15 protein-coding genes are annotated in these 16,602 nt (G+C 70.9%); 4 read left to right on the top strand and 11 right to left on the bottom strand.

Translation table 11 applies throughout. The annotated features are described in order from the left end of the window. Nucleotide 1 precedes the first annotated feature (1 nt). From KBX71_RS06185 to KBX71_RS06165, 5 genes are read right to left on the bottom strand one after another with little or no spacing between them, the layout of a single operon-like run. Nucleotides 2–931, bottom strand: coding sequence for a carbohydrate ABC transporter permease (locus tag KBX71_RS06185; protein ID WP_210817054.1), 930 nt, complete (start codon nt 929–931; stop codon nt 2–4). Then, a complete protein-coding gene (locus KBX71_RS06180; protein ID WP_124821807.1) occupies nt 931–1,839 on the bottom strand; it encodes a carbohydrate ABC transporter permease in 909 nt (302 codons plus the stop codon). Before KBX71_RS06180 ends, KBX71_RS06185 begins: the two co-directional genes overlap by 1 nt. Before the next feature lie 18 nt (nt 1,840–1,857). Beyond that, nucleotides 1,858–3,294, bottom strand: a complete 1,437-nt coding sequence (gene ngcE / locus KBX71_RS06175; protein WP_210817053.1) for an N-acetylglucosamine/diacetylchitobiose ABC transporter substrate-binding protein — start codon at nt 3,292–3,294, stop codon at nt 1,858–1,860. 26 nt (nt 3,295–3,320) lie between these two features. Continuing rightward, on the bottom strand, nt 3,321–4,070 hold the full coding sequence (locus KBX71_RS06170; RefSeq protein ID WP_210817052.1) for a sugar isomerase domain-containing protein: 750 nt from the start codon (nt 4,068–4,070) through the stop codon (nt 3,321–3,323). Then, complete coding sequence (locus KBX71_RS06165) at nt 4,067–5,017, bottom strand: MurR/RpiR family transcriptional regulator (RefSeq protein ID WP_210817051.1); 951 nt, start codon at nt 5,015–5,017, stop codon at nt 4,067–4,069. The genes KBX71_RS06170 and KBX71_RS06165 overlap by 4 nt, the downstream gene beginning before the upstream one ends. A 206-nt stretch (nt 5,018–5,223) precedes the next feature. Here KBX71_RS06165 and KBX71_RS06160 point away from each other — a divergent pair, with 206 nt between their 5' ends. Further along, entirely contained in the window at nt 5,224–6,210 is a 987-nt protein-coding gene (locus KBX71_RS06160) for an N-acetylglucosamine kinase (RefSeq protein ID WP_210817050.1), read from the top strand. Nucleotides 6,211–6,444: 234 nt separating this feature from the next. On the opposite strand, the gene KBX71_RS06155 is transcribed toward KBX71_RS06160, so the two are convergent. The 3 genes from KBX71_RS06155 to KBX71_RS06145 are packed head-to-tail and all read right to left on the bottom strand — an operon-like array spanning nt 6,445 to nt 9,404. Beyond that, a complete protein-coding gene (locus KBX71_RS06155; protein ID WP_210817049.1) occupies nt 6,445–6,618 on the bottom strand; it encodes a hypothetical protein in 174 nt (57 codons plus the stop codon). A 3-nt stretch (nt 6,619–6,621) separates the two neighbouring features. Further along, complete coding sequence (locus KBX71_RS06150; RefSeq protein ID WP_210817048.1) at nt 6,622–8,109, bottom strand: CoA-acylating methylmalonate-semialdehyde dehydrogenase; 1,488 nt, start codon at nt 8,107–8,109, stop codon at nt 6,622–6,624. Then, complete coding sequence (locus tag KBX71_RS06145; protein WP_210817047.1) at nt 8,106–9,404, bottom strand: aspartate aminotransferase family protein; 1,299 nt, start codon at nt 9,402–9,404, stop codon at nt 8,106–8,108. The genes KBX71_RS06150 and KBX71_RS06145 overlap by 4 nt, the downstream gene beginning before the upstream one ends. 240 nt (nt 9,405–9,644) lie before the next feature. Here KBX71_RS06145 and KBX71_RS06140 point away from each other — a divergent pair, with 240 nt between their 5' ends. Further along, nucleotides 9,645–10,538, top strand: a complete 894-nt coding sequence (locus tag KBX71_RS06140) for a glutamate cyclase domain-containing protein (protein WP_210817046.1) — start codon at nt 9,645–9,647, stop codon at nt 10,536–10,538. Here KBX71_RS06140 and KBX71_RS06135 read toward each other — a convergent pair. Together KBX71_RS06135 and KBX71_RS06130 are read right to left on the bottom strand one after the other, a co-directional pair. Further along, complete coding sequence (locus tag KBX71_RS06135) at nt 10,522–11,337, bottom strand: hypothetical protein (RefSeq protein WP_210817045.1); 816 nt, start codon at nt 11,335–11,337, stop codon at nt 10,522–10,524. The genes KBX71_RS06140 and KBX71_RS06135 overlap by 17 nt on opposite strands. 31 nt (nt 11,338–11,368) lie before the next feature. Next, the gene (locus KBX71_RS06130; protein ID WP_210817044.1) at nt 11,369–12,241 is read right to left on the bottom strand and encodes a hypothetical protein; all 873 of its coding nucleotides are present in this window, start codon (nt 12,239–12,241) and stop codon (nt 11,369–11,371) included. An 86-nt stretch (nt 12,242–12,327) separates the two neighbouring features. On the opposite strand from KBX71_RS06130, the gene KBX71_RS06125 reads away from it, so the two are divergent. Continuing rightward, nucleotides 12,328–13,296, top strand: coding sequence for a hypothetical protein (locus KBX71_RS06125; RefSeq protein WP_210817043.1), 969 nt, complete (start codon nt 12,328–12,330; stop codon nt 13,294–13,296). 7 nt (nt 13,297–13,303) lie between these two features. Here the strand turns inward: KBX71_RS06125 and murD are convergent, their stop codons facing one another. Further along, entirely contained in the window at nt 13,304–14,650 is a 1,347-nt protein-coding gene (gene murD / locus KBX71_RS06120; protein WP_210817042.1) for a UDP-N-acetylmuramoyl-L-alanine--D-glutamate ligase, read from the bottom strand. 82 nt (nt 14,651–14,732) lie between these two features. On the opposite strand from murD, the gene KBX71_RS06115 reads away from it, so the two are divergent. Next, nucleotides 14,733–16,082 (top strand): hypothetical protein, encoded by a 1,350-nt coding sequence (locus KBX71_RS06115; protein ID WP_210817041.1) that lies wholly within the window; start codon nt 14,733–14,735, stop codon nt 16,080–16,082. The last annotated feature ends 520 nt before the right edge of the window (nt 16,083–16,602 follow it).

Raw genomic sequence — 16,602 nt, 5'->3', positions numbered from 1 at the left:
CCTACTTGACCGCGCCGGAGGTGAGGCCGGCCTGGATCTGACGCTGGAAGACCGCGTACACGATGATCATCGGGAGGATGGCGATGGTCAGCGCCGCGAACAATCCGGACCAGTCCGCCTCGTAGCCGGCGTTGACCGAGATGTCGGCGATGCCCTGGGTGAGCACCCACTTGTCCTTGGCGTTGGAGAGCAGCACCAACGGGAGCTGGTACTGCGCCCACTGACCGATGATGTTGAAGATCGCGACGCTGATCAGGCCCGGCTTCGCCATCGGCATCATCACCTTGAAGAACAGCCGGCTGTGCCCGCAGCCGTCGATCATCCCCGCCTCGGCCACCGACGACGGCAGCGTCTTGAAGAACGCGGCCAGGAAGAACACGGTGAAGGGCAGGGAGTACGCGGTGTAGACCAGCACCACGCCGGTGTGGGTGTCCAACAGACCCAGGTTCTTCACCACGAAGAAGAGCGGCACCAGAGCCAGGAAGACCGGGAAGGCCAACCCCGAGACGAAGAGGAAGTAGACCGCCCGGTTGCCCCAGAACTTGTAACGGGCCAGCACGTACGCGGCCATCGAGCCGAGCAGCATGGTGAGGAACGTGCTGCACGACACGACGATCACGCTGTTGAGGAAGTACCGCCCGACGTGCGCCTTCGTCCAGGCCCGCCCGAAGTTCTCCCAGCGCAGCTCGGCCGGGAGCGTCCACGGGCTGCTGAAGATCTCGCTGGTGTTCTTGAACGCGGCGAGGAAGGTCCAGAGGATCGGCACGATCACGATCACCGCCCACACGGCGAGCGCGACGTGCCCCAGGCCGGAGAAGAGCTTTACCTCAGAGCGGGGGCCCTTGCCTCCCGGCCCGGCGGGGGCGGACGGGTCACCGGTCTTCGGCGGAAGCGCCGCCGGGGTCGGCGGCAGCGTCGACTGCGGATTCATCAGTACTCCACGCTTTCCCGCTTGGTGAGCCGCAGCGTCAGCGCCGCGAACGTGAGGGTGAGGAAGAACAGCGCCACGCCCATCGCCGAGGCGTAGCCGTACTTCGAGTAGACGAACGCGTTGCGGTAGATCTCCATGGCCAGCACCGTGGTGGCGCCGTCGGGGCCGCCACCGTCCACCGAGAGCACCGCCACGATGGCGAACGCGTCGAACGCCGCGATCCCGAGGTACACCCAGGCCACCTGGAGGGTGTCCCACAGCAGCGGCAGGGTGACCCGGAAGAACAGGGTCACCTTCGTCGCCCCGTCCATCTCGGCGGCCTCGTAGATCTCACCGGGGATGGAGGCCATCCCGGCCGAGAAGAGCACCACGTAGAAGCCGACAGCCTGCCAGACCAGCACCGCGATGATCGACCACAGGGCCAGGTTCGGCTTCACCAGGAAGAGAACCGGCTCCAGGCCGAACTTCATCAGCACGCCGTTGATCAGGCCGGACTCGTTCGGCCGGTACACCATCTGGAACAACACCGCGATGATGGCCACCGCCAGGACCTGGGGGAAGAAGAACACCACCCGGTAGAACTTCGCCCCCCAGACCCCCTGGCGTTGCCCGCCGCTGCTCTTGCCACCCACGTTGAGCAGGAAGGCGAAGAACAGGGCGATGGCAATGGTGATCAGCGGCAGGGCAAGCAGCAGTACGCCGTGGTGCTGGACCGCCTTCCAGAAGGCGCCGTCGTCGAGCAGCCTCCGGTAGTTGTCGAAGCCCACCCACTGCGGGGCGGACAGCCCCCGCCAGTTGGTCATCGAGATCTGGAACGCCTGAGCGTACGGCCAGATCACGAATGTCACGTACAGCGCGACCGGGGCGAACAGGAACCCGATCACGAATGGATACTTGCCGTGCCGCATGACCCTAGCTCCGATCGATCAGCGCTTGAACTTGGTGACGGAGCTGTCCTTCTTGATGGCGTCGGCGCGCTTCTGGATCCGCTCCACGAAGGCGTCCGCGTTGATCCGGCCGAACATCAGCTCGTTGGTGGCGGTACGCGCCTCCGTGTCGAGCTCCTTGTACCAGCCGTCGAAGTACAGGTTGAACACGTCCTGACCGGCCGCCTTGAGCGCGGCCTGCGAGCTGGCCACACCCGGCGGGAAGGCGAAGCCCTCCGAACCGGCGGTGACCACGGTCGGGGCCTTGACCACCTCGGTGAAACCCTTCGCGCCCGCCTTCGACAGCATCTGACGCATGTACTCCAGCCCGCCCTTGGGGTTCTTGCTCTTCGCCGAGACAAAGTAACCCTCACCGGCGGTGGCGCGCAGCGCGGTGGCCGGCAGCTTGTCCGAGGCGGTCAGGCCCGGCACCGGCATGAGCTGGTAGTCGAAGCCGGCCGGGGTGTCCTTCTTCTGCTCGCCCTCCAGCCAGTCACCGCTGGGGTACAGGGCCACCTTGTACTGGTTCTGCCGCAGCTGCACGTCGGTGTGCTTGAGGCCCTCGAAGCTCTTGTCGCTGAACTTCGCCCCGACCTCGGCCCACGCGGCGGCCGCCTGCTTCACGGCGTCCTGCTTCCAGGCGCCGTCCTCCAGGTTGTCGATGTTCTTCAGCACGTCCGTGCCGCCGATCTTGGCGGCCTGGGTGAGGATCACGTTCCACTGGTAGTAGGCCGCGTTCGCGCCGGCGTAGCCGTACGGGGTGATGCCCTTGGCCTTGATGTTCGTGAGCAGGGTGATGAACTCGTCCCAGCTCTTCGCCGGCGCCCAGCCGTTGTCCTTGAAGAGCTTCGACGAGTACCAGATGCCGAAGACAGTGGAGACGTAGTACAGGACAAACGGCTTGCCGTTGAACGAACCGGCCTCGATGGTGCCGGGCACCACCGTGTCGCGGACCTTCTTGGCCGGGTCGTCGACCGACGGCGCGTCCCACAGCTCGGTGAGGTCCTGGAGCTGACCGTCGGCGACGAGCGCGCCGAAGTCCATCAGCTTCTCGCCCGAGTTGTTCACGAACTCCGGCGGGTTGCCGGAGGCGAACCGCGGCTGGAGCACCGTGGAGACGGCCTGGGTGGCCTGGTGCTTGATCTCCGCCTTGGGGAACGCCGTCTTGTACAGCGGCTCGTGCACGTCGGTGGCGTACTTCTCGCCGTAGCCACCGTTGAAGATGACCACCTCGATCGCGGCGTCCTCCTTGACGCCCAGCGGGTTCTTCTCGCTCTTGGTGCCGCCGGCGACCTGCTCGTTGTCACCGTCGCTGCCGCTGGTGGCGCAGGCGCCGAGCAGGCCGATGGCCGGAGTGGCGAGCATGCCCACGGCGGCGGCACGACGAAGCACCGTGCGACGGTCGAGTGCGGCCGGGTGTTCGGGGGTAATCGACATCGTCGTCTCTCCTTGTGGAATTCGGGTCATGCGGTACGCCGGAGACGTCCGGCGTACCGCGACTCGAGGGCGAGGTTGTGCTCGTCCCCGCCGGGGACGTTGGCGGAGAGGTAGATAGGGGGTACCTCCCCGGCCTGGTGGAACCGTCGTACGACCTCTGCGGTCAGCAGCTGCGCCAGCAGCGCCGTGGTGACCGAGGAGACCGCACAGACCGCGCCGCCGCCCTCGAGCGGCAGCAGTGCATCGCCGTACGGCGCGCCATTGTCCAGCACGACGTCGGCGAGGTCGGCGAGCCGATGCCCGGACGGGTGCCGTGGAGCCACCCGTGCGGTGTGCTCGACCGAGGTGACCGCGATCAACGGGTGACCGCGCTCGGTGACCAGCGCCGCCAGCTCGACCACCGAGCCGTTGATGCCGGATTGGGACGCCACCACGAACACGTCGCGCGGCTGGGGCGCCGCGAGCGCGTAGATCTGGTGGGCGATGGAGGGATCACGTTCCAGCTTGGGGTCGGAGAGCACGTCGCGCGGGGCGTCTCCGTGCATCACCAGGTCCCGTACCGAGAGCCGGTTGGTGGGCACCAGGCCGCCGGCACGGGCGACCAGCTCGGCGGCGAACGCCTCCGAGTGCCCGGCGCCGAACGCCTGGAGCACCCCGCCGTCGCGCAGGCTGTCGGCGATCAGGTCGGCGGCCCGGGTGATCCCGTCGGCCTCCGAGTCGAGCAGCCGGTCGAGCACCGGGCGGACGGCGTCCGCGAACCCCTGGGCGCTGATCATGAAGGGACCCCTTTCGCTGCCTTGTGCCCGTCGACGGCCTGCGCGGTCCGCCGGAAGGCCGCGTGCGCGCGGTCGTGCGTGCGTTGGGCGACGGCGATGTAGAGCAGGTCGAGCACCACCAGCTGGGGGTGCCGGGCGGAGAGCGCGTCCGGCCGGAAGGTGGTCGCCTGGCTGGCCGTGAGCAGCACGATGTCGGCCAGCTCGGCCAACGGTGAGCGGGGGAAGCCGGTGAGCGCGAGCGTGGTGGCGCCCCGGCTGCCCGCCTCGGCGAGCATCTCGATCGTCTCCCGGGTCTGCCCGGTGTGCGAGATGCCGAGCGCCACGTCCCCCGATCGCAGCAATGCGGCGCTGGCCAGGCCCTCGTGCACGTCGTTCCACGCCCACGCCGCCACACCGATGCGATGCAGGCTGAACTGCATCTCCTCGCCGACCAGGGCGCTGCCGCTGGCGCCGAAGATGTTGACCCGGTTGGCGCCGGCGATCGCCACCGCGGCCCGCTCCACCTCGGTGAGGTCGAGCAGGGTTGCGGTGTCGTGCATGGCCCGGGTGTCGGCGGCCATGATCTGGTCGAGCACCCGGGCGAGCGGGTCGCTCGGCTGGATCTCCCGTCCGATGTCGATGGTCCAACCGGCCGAGCGCGCGCGGCCGGTTTCGGAGGCGATGCCCAGCCGCAGGTCGGCGTACCCCTCGAAGCCCATCGCCCGGCAGAAGCGGGTGATGGTCGCCGGTGAGGTGCCGCTGCGCTCGGCCAGCTCGACGATTGTCGAGCGGGCGGCGGCCTCCGGGTCGCTGAGCACGTGCTCGGCGACCCGGCGCAGGGCGCCTGTCAACTCGCTGAGCCCGTTGCGGACCCGAGCCAGCACTCCGTCGGAGGCCGTCCGCCGGTCGATCACCTCGGCGTCGACCACCGCGGTCCCCGCGGCGGTGTCCACCTCGTGATCAACCATGGGTCGCCTCAGCTTTCCGAAAAGACTGTTAACTGTTAGTGGTAAAAGTTCTTACTGAACGGCCCCCTGTGTCAAGACTGTGGGCGAAGTTTTCAAACTGTTACCTGCTGCACAGCCCCTCGCGCCCGGCCCAACTTGCCCCGCACGACGCCGCCGACCAGCATGAACACGCCAGATCGCCGCTTCACGCAAGGAGACCCGTGCCGATGTCCGACACCGTCGTGGTGGGTCTCGATGTCGGCGGTACGTCCACCCGGGCGACCGTCCTCACCCTCACCGGGCAACGCGTCGGTGCCGGCCGCGCCGGCGGTGGCAACCCCACAAGTCACGGCGCCGAACGTGCCGCCGCCGAACTGCTGACCGCGCTGCGCGAGGCGCTCGCCGACGTCGACCCGACACGGGTGGCCGCCGGCACCATCGGGCTCGCCGGAGCCGGCCGGCTGCTCGCCGACCCGGCCGGCCGGGCCGCCTTCGACAGGACCTGGCACGACGCCGGCCTGCGTTGCCCGTACGAGGTGCACGGCGACGCCCTGGTCGCCTACGCCTCCGGCACCGCCGCCCCGGACGGAACCATCCTCATCGCCGGCACCGGGGCGATCACCGCCCAGGTCCACGAGCTGCGACTCGACCGGATCGCCGACGGTCACGGCTGGCTCCTCGGCGACGCCGGCTCCGGCTTCTGGCTCGGTCGCGAGGCGGTGCGCCGACTGCTCGCCGACCTCGACGCCGGACGTGGTCTTGGCGCGCTGACCACCACCGTGCTCACCGAACTCCTGGGCAGCGCCGACATCGCCGCCCGCCCCCGGGACACCGTCGACGCCACCATCCAGACGGTGACCCGACGACCCCCCATCGAACTGGCCCGGCTCGCACCGCTCGTCGTCGACGCCGCCACCCACGGCGACCCGGTCGCCACCGCGCTGATCACCGAAGCCGCCGCGCACCTCACCGAGAGCGTGAGCCGCATCCGCACCCCCGGGGCGGTGACGCCTGTCGTGCTCGGCGGCGGCCTCCTCACCGCGGACACCCCGCTCGCCGCCGCCGTCCGGGCCGAGATCACCCGGCACTGGCCGGACGCGCCACTGCGTACCGCCGGAGACGGGGCCGCCGCCGCAGCCTGGCTCGCCGCCCGCGGCCTGCCCGAGGTGACCGACCCGGCCGCCCTGCACGCCCGCCTCTTCCCCACCCCCTGACCCACCACCCCGCGCCTGGCCGGGTCGCGCCCGGACAGGATCGCGCTCGAACCAGGATGTAGTGGCCTCACGCCCGCGAGGAGGGGACCACATCCAGGATCGAGCACGATCAAGGCGCTGATCGGGATCGGTCAGGGGTGGGTGCGTATTACTTGAGTTGGCCTGCGGTTGGGCCGGCCTGCACCTGGCACTGGAACGCCACCTGGGCGGCGAGGACCGGGAGCACCTCAATGCTCAGTCGGCGGCGAAGAGTCCGGAATGGCCCTGGCTGACCGAGAGCGCGAACAGTCTCTGCGCCAGCATCCACGTGGACTCGTCGCCTCGCGACAGCACCTGCGCCAGCAGGAACTGGTTCCCGTGGCTGCGGACGGTGAAGATCGCGACGCTGATCAGTATCGGACGCACCACTGTTCAGGTCTGGGTGGGGAACCCGAGGTTGACCCCGCCGTGCCGCGGATCCAACCAGCGGCTGGTGACAACCTTGCCCCGGGTGAAGAACCGCACCCCGTCCTCGCCGTGGGCGTGCAGGTCACCAAAGAGGGACGACTTCCAGCCGCCGAACGAGTGGTACGCCATCGGCACCGGAATCGGCACGTTGATCCCGACCATGCCCACCTCCACCTCGTGCTGGTAGCGCCGGGCCGCCCCGCCGTCGTTGGTGAAGATCGCCGTGCCGTTGCCGTACGGGCTGGCGTTGACCAGGTCCACCGCCTCGTCGTACGAGCCGACCCGGACCACGCTCAGCACCGGCCCGAAGATCTCGTCGGTGTAGATCGACATGTCCGCTGTCACCCGGTCGAACAGTGTCGGGCCGAGCCAGAAACCATCCGGGTCGCCATCCGGTGTGACGTCCCGCCCGTCCACCACCGGCACCGCGCCGGCGGCGACACCGGCGTCCACGTAGGAGCGCACCCTCGCCGCGTGCGCGGCGGTGACCAGCGGGCCCATGTCGCAGCCCCGTCGACCGTCGCCGGTGCGCAGACCGGTCACCCGCGCGGCGATCCGCTCGACCAGCGCGTCGGCCACCGGCTCCACCGCCACCAGCACCGAGATGGCCATGCACCGCTCCCCCGCCGAGCCGAACCCGGCGTTGACCGCCGCGTCGGCGGCCAGGTCCAGGTCGGCGTCCGGAAGCACCACCATGTGGTTCTTCGCCCCACCGAGCGCCTGCACCCGCTTACCGGCGGCCGTTCCGCGCTGGTAGACGTACCGGGCGATCGGGGTGGAGCCGACGAACGACACCGCCCGCACCTCCGGGTGCTCCAGCAACGCGTCGACCGCCTCCTTGTCGCCGTTGATTACGTTGAGCACCCCGTCGGGCAGGCCGGCCTCGGCGAACCACTCGGCCAGCAGCAGCGCCGCGCTCGGGTCCTTCTCACTCGGCTTGAGCACCACCGCGTTGCCGCAGGCCACCGCCACCGGCACGAACCACAGCGGCACCATCACCGGGAAGTTGAACGGGGAGATCACCGCGACCACCCCGAGCGGCTGCCGGATGGTGTACGAGTCGACCTCGGTGGACACGTTCTCGCTGAACGCGCCGCGCAGCGCCGAGGGCAGCCCGCACGCGTACTCGATGACCTCCAGGCCACGCTGCACCTCGCCGGCGGCGTCGGCGAGGACCTTGCCGTGCTCGGCGGTGATCACCTCGGCGAGCCGGTCGCGGCGGGCGTGCACCAACTCGCGGAAGGCGAACAGCACAGCGGACCGCCGCGCCAGCGACGCGTCCCGCCAAGCCCGCGCCGCACGGGCGGCGGCCCGCACCGCGACGTCGACGTCCGCGGTCGAGGCCAGCTCGACCTCGGCGGTACGCCGACCGGTCGCCGGGTCGAACACGTCGCCGCGGCGCTCGGACGTGCCGCCGACCCGCTTGCCGTCGATGAAGTGACCGATGCTCATGCCGCCACCCCCGCAGCCGAACGGATCGCGTCGACGAGGATCGCCAGGCCCTCGCGGGCCTCCTCCTCGGTCAGCGTCAACGGTGGACCCATCCGCAGCACGTTGCCGTGCAGGCCGCCCTTGCCGGTCAGCAGACCGCCTTCGCGGGCGGCTTCGAAGACCCGGTTGGTCAGCCCCGGGTCCGGCTCGCTGCTGCCCCGTCGGACGAACTCGACGCCGAGCATCAGCCCCTTTCCGCGTACCTCGGCGACGCAGTCGAGACCGCCCACGGCGGACCGCAGGCCGTCGGCGAGGATCGCGCCGACACGTGCCGCGTTCGCCTGCAGGTCGTGCTCCAGGACGTAGTCGAGCACCGCGTTGCCGGCCGCCGTGGAGATCGGGTTGCCGCCGAAGGTGGAGAAGCTGATGGCCGGCACCGACTCCAGCACCTCGGCCCGGCCGACCACCCCGGCCAGGACGAACCCGTTGCCGATGCCCTTGGCGAAGGTGAGCAGGTCCGGGGTGACGCCGTGCGCCTGGTAACCCCAGAAGTGCTCCCCGGTACGCCCCCACCCGGTCTGCACCTCGTCGGCGATGAAAAGAATGCCGTGTTCGTCGAGGACCTTCTTCCAGCCGGCGAAGAGCCCGTCCGGCGGGTGCACGAAACCGCCCACACCCTGGATCGGCTCGGCGATCAGCGCGGCCACGTCACCGGCGGTCTGGGTGGCCAGCACCTCGCGCAGGTCCTCGACCGCCGCGTCGACCTGCTCGTCCTCGCCGAGCCGGGCCAGCATGCCGCGCACCCGGTCACCGGAGTGCAACCAGGCCACCTGGAGCGGGTTGAGGCCGCTGGCCGACCAGTTGCGGTTGCCGGTGACGCCCATCGCCGCGTACGACCGACCGTGGTAACTGTTGCGCACGGCCAGGATCTGGTGCGAGCGGCGGTGGTTGGTGGCGACCAGCAGCGCGGCCTCGTTCGCCTCGGTGCCGGAGTTGGTGAAGAACACCCGGGCGTCCGGGATGCCGGAGTGGTGGGCGATCTTCTCGGCCAGCTCCACCTGTCGGCGGATCAGGTAGAGCGTCGAGGTGTGCACGATGCCGGTGGCGAGCTGCCGCTCGACGGCCTCCCGGATCTCCGGGATGTCGTACCCGATCATGTTGGTCAACACGCCGCCGAAGAAGTCCAGGTAGCTGCGACCCTGCGCGTCGGTCACCCGGCGGCCCGAGCCGGACACCAGCTCGATCGGCTCGGCGTAGTACAACGGCATCCAGGACGGGAGCACGGCCCGGTGCCGGGCCAGCAGGTCGTCGGTCATCGTGGCAACCCTTCAGCGGCGTTCGTGGATACCGCACGCTCCCACCGCCGGTCGATGCGAACAACTGTCAGCCTGTAGCGCATGGGCGTCTCGACCTGACAGCACGTCAACGGTTTCCACGGCAAGGGTTGGCCTTGACCCATGATTTCCGCAGCACTCATGGGAAAAACCCACTGGATCCGCAGTCTGGTCACCCGCCGCTACCCTGGGTCGGTCCACTGTCGCCGGGGAGGCCACACGGTGCGCATCGAAGAGACGATCGCCGAGCTGGAGCGCGTCGCCGCGCGCGAGGTGGGCCGGGGCAGCGAGGCGCTGGCCGAACCCGCGGCCGGCGGACTGTTGGCCGCCGCCCGGTCGCTCGCCGCCGGGGCGCCGGACGCCGCGGTGTTCACCGGGTTCTTCATCCCCGGCGCCGAGCCACCCGCCGCGGAGACCGACGGCCCACTCGGCGCGGTCCAGATCGCCGCCGCGCTACGCCAGCTCGGTGGCCGGTGCCGGCTCGTCACCGACGAACCCTGCGCCCCGGTGGTCGAGGTGGCCGCCGCCGTCGCCGCGCCGGGCCTGCCGGTCGACGTGGCGCCGCTGCGGGGGTACGACGAGTGGGCCGCCGCGCTCCTCCCCGAGTACGGCCGGCTGACCCACCTCATCGCCTGCGAACGCGTCGGGCCCGGGATGGACGGTCGACCGCGCAACATGCGCGGCGACGACATCGGCGCGCACACGGCACCCCTCGACCGGCTCTACACCTCCGGGTCGGCGTACCGGATCGGCATCGGCGACGGTGGCAACGAACTCGGCATGGGCCGCCTACCAGCGGACCTGATCGGACGGGTGGTCGCCTCGGGCGAACGGATCCGGTGCGTGGTCGGCGCGGACGCGCTGCTCGTCGGCGGCACGTCCAACTGGGCCGCCGCCGCCCTCGTCGGCGCGCTGTCGCTGCTCCGCCCCGAGGTGCCCGAGCTGCGGACGCTCCTGGAGCCCGCCTGGTCGTACGACCTGCTGACCGCGATCGTGCGCGCGGGCGCTGTGGACGGCGTACGTCGCCGCCCCACGCTCAGCGTCGACGGCCTCGACTGGCCCGCGTACGCCGAACCGCTCACCCGGATCGCCGAGCTGGTCAGGGCAGGCCGGTAGGTGTCTGTGGCTCGGTCGCCCGCCGCAACGCCCCCGGCGGGCGGCTCGCCTGCGCGACCCGGCGGGGACGCAACGGCAGGTGCAGGACGGCAGCGACCACCGCGAACACCGCCCAGCCGGCGCCCAGCGCCACGCCCGACGAGACGTCCTGAAGGTAGTGGTAGCCGGTCAGGAAGCCGACCAGCGCGAGGCTGTTGCGGGCGAAGTGCCTACTGAACTCGGCCAACTGCCGGCGGGCCTCGACGGCGACGAGCACCCCCGAGTACGGGAACGTCACCACCATGCCGCGCAGCACGGCGCCGAGCAGCGCGGTGAGGATCGCCCCAACGAAGATCACCACCAGCTTGAGCAACGGCGGCAGCCCGTCCGGGCGAGCCTCCGCGACGGCGGCCGCCTCCACAGCGGAAGCGCCGCGCGGGCTGTCGCTGTCGCTGGCGCGACGGCGTAGCAGCAGGACGGTCGCCAACCAGAGCGCGAGCGTGCCGGCGAGGGCCACCTCAAACGGGATGTCGACGGCCAACAGGCCGGCGCTCAACGCCACGTACACGGCGATCCCCGCGACGTCGGCGAGCAGGATCGGCCAACGCCACAGCTGGTGGGTGACCGCCACGGTGACGAAGAAGAGGTTGAGCCCGACCACGCCGAGCACCTGCGCGCCGCCCACCGGATAGTCCGTGCTGACCAGGGCTAGCGTCATCGGCAGCGGCAGACTGTAGACCAGCGCGCGGAGCCGGACGGAGCGGATCACGCTGACCGCCCAGACCACTGCCGTCACCAGCAGGACCGCGCTCCACGTCATGGCTCTCCCGTCCCCGCCCCGATGGGGGCCGTCAGTCCTGGAAGGTCGCGGCGTTCACGCAGCTGTCGAACACACGGGTGAGCCGGGCGACGTCCGTGCGGTTGACCGAGAACTGATTCTCGCCGATCTCGCCGTGCGCGGTCATGTGGGCCTCCCAACAGCTCGACCCGTCCCACAGTGTCAGGTTGACGTACAGGTTCGGACTGACCACACCGAGAGGCAGCAGACCCACCCGCGCCCCGGCCGCGCGCTGCCGTTGCACCAACGCGGACAGCTCGTCGGTCAGCGTGGCGTAGACGAAGACCCGGGTGATCTGAACACCCCGTTGCAGGGCCTCCTGGTTGGCCTCCCAGTAGCGCCGGCCGATCTCGCTGCGCCACCAGCTCAGCTCCCCGCTCACCCGGGGCATCACGTTTGTCAACGCGTCCAGCCGCCGCACGCAGGTGCGGGTCGCCCCGACCAGGTCCTCGTCCTCGTCGCCGCGCCGGATGATCCGACCGTCCGCGAGCTGCTCGGCCTCCAGCCGGAACTGCTCGTAGCGCCGCTGAGCCTCCACCTCGACCCGGGTGCCCGCGTGCTGCTCCGCCGCCTCCCGCATGGCCCCGGCCAGCTCCGTGGTGGTGCGGACCAGCCAGGGCGGGCCGTCCAGCAGGGTACGCAGGTGGAAGCGGCGCTCCGCGCGGGCCAGTGAGTCGACCAACAGCGAGATGGTGACGCCCATCAGGCCGGCCAACAGCGACTCCACCCCGGAGGCGGCGTTGGTGAGGTCGAGCGCGAGGCTGAGGGTGATCGACAACGTGATGCCGACCAACGCCACCGGGTCGGTGTGCGCCACCAGGCGGACGAAGCCCGCGGTGGAGCTGCCGCTGTCCCGCACTCTTTGCCGGGCCACGTCACGGGTCATCGACATCCCCCAATCAACCGCTTCCGCCAGCGTAGACAGCAACCACAACCACCGGCCCCACCGCGCCGGGCGGTAGCATCCGGCAGGTGCACAGAGCGGACGCGGCGCCGTCGACCGGGACGGACGACGAGCGGATCACGGCGGAGAATCGGGCCTGGGTCTGCTCCACCCCGCTGCGCGGCCTGGTCGCCCACTTCGGCGGCACCTGGCCCGACGGTGACCTCAGCGAGGTGCTCGGTTACCTCGACGACTTCTCCGCCCGCCACTGGGACTTCCGGGGCGGCCGGGAACGACCCGACGCCCGGGAACCCGACCTCGACCCGGCCACCGCGAAACTGGTGCTCGACGCGGCCGCCGCGCTCGGGCTGATCCAGCCGGTGCCACCGGCCCGGTCGGCGTACGCCCATGTGGTGGTGCTCGGCGGCCTGGCGCACGCCTGCGTACGCCGCGTCGGCTACGCCGCGCACCTGCTCCGCACCGGCCTACCGGTGAGCGGCGAGGTCGCCGTCCTGGGCAGCTTTCGGCCGCTGTCGGACTGGGAGCGCCGCACGCTGGCCGACGCGGGTCTGCCGGCCGACGAGACCGAGGTGGACGTGCTGGAAACGGCCGTCCGCCGGGTGTTCGGGGTGGCCGCCCCGACCGAGCAGGCGGGTGTCGACGCCGGCCACCCGCACCACTCCTGGTCGTCGCGGACCTACCGGCCGGACGGGCTGCCGCCGATCCGGGTGCTGGCCGCGCCGTCCAGCGAACCGGACCAGCGGCGTGCGCACACCGCCGACACCCAGCGGTTCTGGGCCGGGCACGTCCGGCTCGCCCCGGGCGACGAGGTCCTGATGGTCACCGCGCCGATCTACGTGCCGTTCCAGCACTGCGACGCGCTGCGCACGCTGGCCCTGCCCTACGGGTGTGCCATCGACACGGTCGGCGTGGACCCGACGCTTGCCGACCTGGCGGTGCTGCCCGAGCAGACACTCACGCCGGGGCGATACCTCCAGGAGATCCGCTCGGCGATCCGCTCGATGCGCGCCCTGCACGCCGGGCTCGACCGGCGCTGAGGCGGGCTCAGCGGGCGGTGTCGGCGACGGCCTGGGCGAAGACCTCGGAGCGGTGCTCGAAGTTGCGGAACCGGCCGTAGCTGGGGGCAGCCGGGGACAGCAGCACCACCCCACCGGCCGGGGTCACCTCACGGGACAGCCGGACCGCGTCCACCAGGTCGCCGACCAGTTCGGTACGCACCTTCGGCAGGCCGGTGAGCACCTCGACGATGCGGGCCCCGCTGTCCGGAATCCCGATCACGGTCAACTCACGCTCGGCAAGGTGCTCGGCCAACGGCGTGTAGTCCAGACCCCGGTCGTTGCCCCCGACGATCACCGTCAGCGGCCGCCCGTCGTACGCGTCGATGGCGTGCATGGCCGCGTACGGGCTGGTGGCCAGGGTGTCGTCGACGAACGTCAACCCGGACGGGTCGGTGATCTCGGTGAGTCGGTGGGCCAGCCCCTGGAACTCGGCGACCGCGACGGCGAGGTGGTCCTTGTTGGCCAGCACGTCCACGCCGAGCGCGTCGAGGACGGTGAGCGCGACGCAGAGGTTGCCCTCGTTGTGCCGGCCGACCAGCGGCAGCACGGCGCGGGGGAAGAGCGGCTGGTCACCGACGTGGAACCACTGCGTGCCGTCGACGCCGGTGGCGACGTGGGTGGTGTCGGGGCGGCCGGCCCGGACCGCCGGCAGCTCACCCAGCTCCGCGGCGAGCCGGGGGTCGCCCCCGTTGACCACGATCGTCTGCGGGTCGTGGGCGAGCAGGTTGAGCTTGTCCCGGTAGTACTCCCGTTCCCCGCCGTGCGCGTCCAGGTGCTCGGGAAAGAGCGCGGTGACCACGGCCACCCGGGGCGAGTCGGCGAGGTCGCTGCACTGGTAGCTGGACAGCTCCAGCACGTACAGCTCCGCCTCCGGCAGGTCCAGGGTCGGCACCCCGATGTTGCCGCCGAAGACGTTCGGCCGGCCCATCGCGGTGAGCAGGTGACTGATCAGGCTGGAGGTGGTGCTCTTGCCCTTGCTGCCGGTGACCCCGACGGTGCGCGCGGCGTGGTCGGCCATCCACAACGCGGTGCCCTGGGTAACCATGATCCCGCGGCGGCGCAGCTCGACCAGCCACGGGTGGGTCTGCGGCACGCCCGGGGAGCGGACCACCACGTCCGCGGCGGCCAGCCGTTCGAAGCCCGCCTCACCAGTGACCAGCGGCGCCGCCTCGGCCAGGGGGCCGTCCCAGGGCAGCGACAGGAAGTTCGCGCTGTCGTCGACGGCGACCAGCTCGGCCGGGCCGTGCGCGGCGATGGCGGTCACAGCGGCCCGGCCCTCCCGACCGGTGCCCCAGACGGCGACGGTACGTCCGCGCAGGTCAGAAAGGCGCACGGGGCTCTCCTCGTGGGTCACGGCGGCGGCAGGGCGGGCCCGGTCCGGACACGGCCGGACGAACCAGGGCCTAGTATGGCGTGTGCCCAACGAGCAGCTCCGGCGGATGGACGCCTTCACCTTCCCGTCCTACTCGATCGACTTCGCCACCGGCGAGGTGTTGTTCGACTACGCCCTGACCGGCCCGGCCGGTGAGCAGCGGTTCACCGAGGTGATCACACTTCCGCTGCCGGCGGAGCCACCCTCGGACGAGACGGTGGCGACCCTCAACCGGGTGCTGGAGGTGCTACACCTGGTCGCCGGGGTCAGCTACTACAAGGCCGCCGCGCCGCCCCGACTCGTGCTGCCGGCGCCGCTGGGCGCGGCCACCGTCGACTACGTCACGGCCGTCTACACCAAGGGCCTCGCGGAGTACGCGTACCGCAACCAGCTGCCGCACGTGCTCCAACTGCGCCCGGAGGTGCCGGCCGGCTCGCCGGAGCCCCCGCGCGTGTACGACGACTCCGACCGTCGGCCGCTCTCGGCGGTCGGCGGCGGTAAGGACTCGATCGTCAGTCTGGAGGCGCTGCGCCGCGCCGAGCTGGACCCGGTGCCGTTCTCGGTCAACCCGAACCACGTGATCGTCGCCGTCAACGAGGCGTCCGGGCTGGTCCCGCTGGCCGCCCGGCGGCGCATCGACAGGGTGCTGTTCGACCTGAACGCCGCCGGCGCGCTGAACGGGCACATCCCGGTCACCGCCATCAACTCCCTGATCGCGGTGGCCACCGCCGTCCTGCACGGGCTGGGCCCGGTGGTGATGTCCAACGAGCGTTCGGCGTCCGACCCGAACCTGGTCTGGAACGGCCACGAGATCAACCACCAGTGGTCCAAGGGCGTCGAGGCGGAGGGACTGCTGCGGGCGTCGCTGGGCGAGCACGCCGGCCTGACCGACCCGTACTTCTCCCTGCTGCGTTCGCTGTCCGAGCTGCACATCGCCCGGCTGTTCGCCGAGTTCACCAGGTACGACGACGTGGTGACCAGCTGCAACCAGGCGTTCAAGCTTCGCGACGCGAGTGAGCGCTGGTGCCGTGACTGCCCGAAGTGCCGCTTCGTGTTCCTGGCCATGGCGCCGTTCATGCCCCGGGAGCGGGTGGTGGGCATTTTCGGCGGCGACCTGCTGGCCGACGAGTCGCAGATCCCCGGCTACCGCGAGCTGCTGGGCGTGGACGGGCACAAGCCGTTCGAGTGCGTGGGCGAGGTCGAGGAGTCGGTGGTGGCCCTCGGCCTCCTCGCCGAGCAGGACCAGTGGCGCGACGCCCCGGTGATCCAGGCCCTGGTCGACGCCGTCCCGGAGACGGCCTGGTCCGCAGTGGCCACGTCCGATGTCTTCACCCCCGGTGGCCCCAACCACATCCCCCCGACCTACGCAAAAGCCCTGGCCACCCTCACCTAACTCCCGCCCCGGCCCGGTCGGCTGGGAGGTCGCCCTGGTCGTCGTCGGCCGGGGCGGCCTACCGGGCATCCTGCGGCCCGCCCCTGGGGAGCGTGTCCCTGCCTGCTCCTTTGGAGCTGATGTCGTAAACGATTCAGGGCCTGGTTGACCCGACCCGAGCCGAGCCGAGCGAGCCGAGCCGAGCGAGCCGAGCGAGCCGAGCCGAGCGAGCCGAGCCGAGCCGAGCCCAGCGATTCGTTCATGGCATCAACTCGATAGCGTGCCGACCCCCTATGCCCACCCCCACGCCAGGCCGACCCCGCCCGTGTCGATCATGGCGATGTGGTGGGCGCACCAGACGTTTCGCGAGTTCTGCACCCCCGCCACAACCCCTTGGCCGACGCGGGCGGGGCGGGGGCGGGGCGGGGGCGGGCGGGGTTAGTCCCTGTCGCCTCTGGCGATGCGGCCCGTTCCGGGCTGAAAATCGTGGTGGTCGCTCGCTGACGTCGTATCTCCTTGGTCCGTGTGAGGTCGTGGGTTA

Source organism: Micromonospora sp. D93 (genome assembly GCF_018070365.1).
In the GTDB taxonomy this organism is placed as follows: Bacteria; Actinomycetota; Actinomycetes; order Mycobacteriales; family Micromonosporaceae; genus Micromonospora; species Micromonospora ureilytica.
This window is presented reverse-complemented; position numbering and strand designations above follow the sequence as displayed.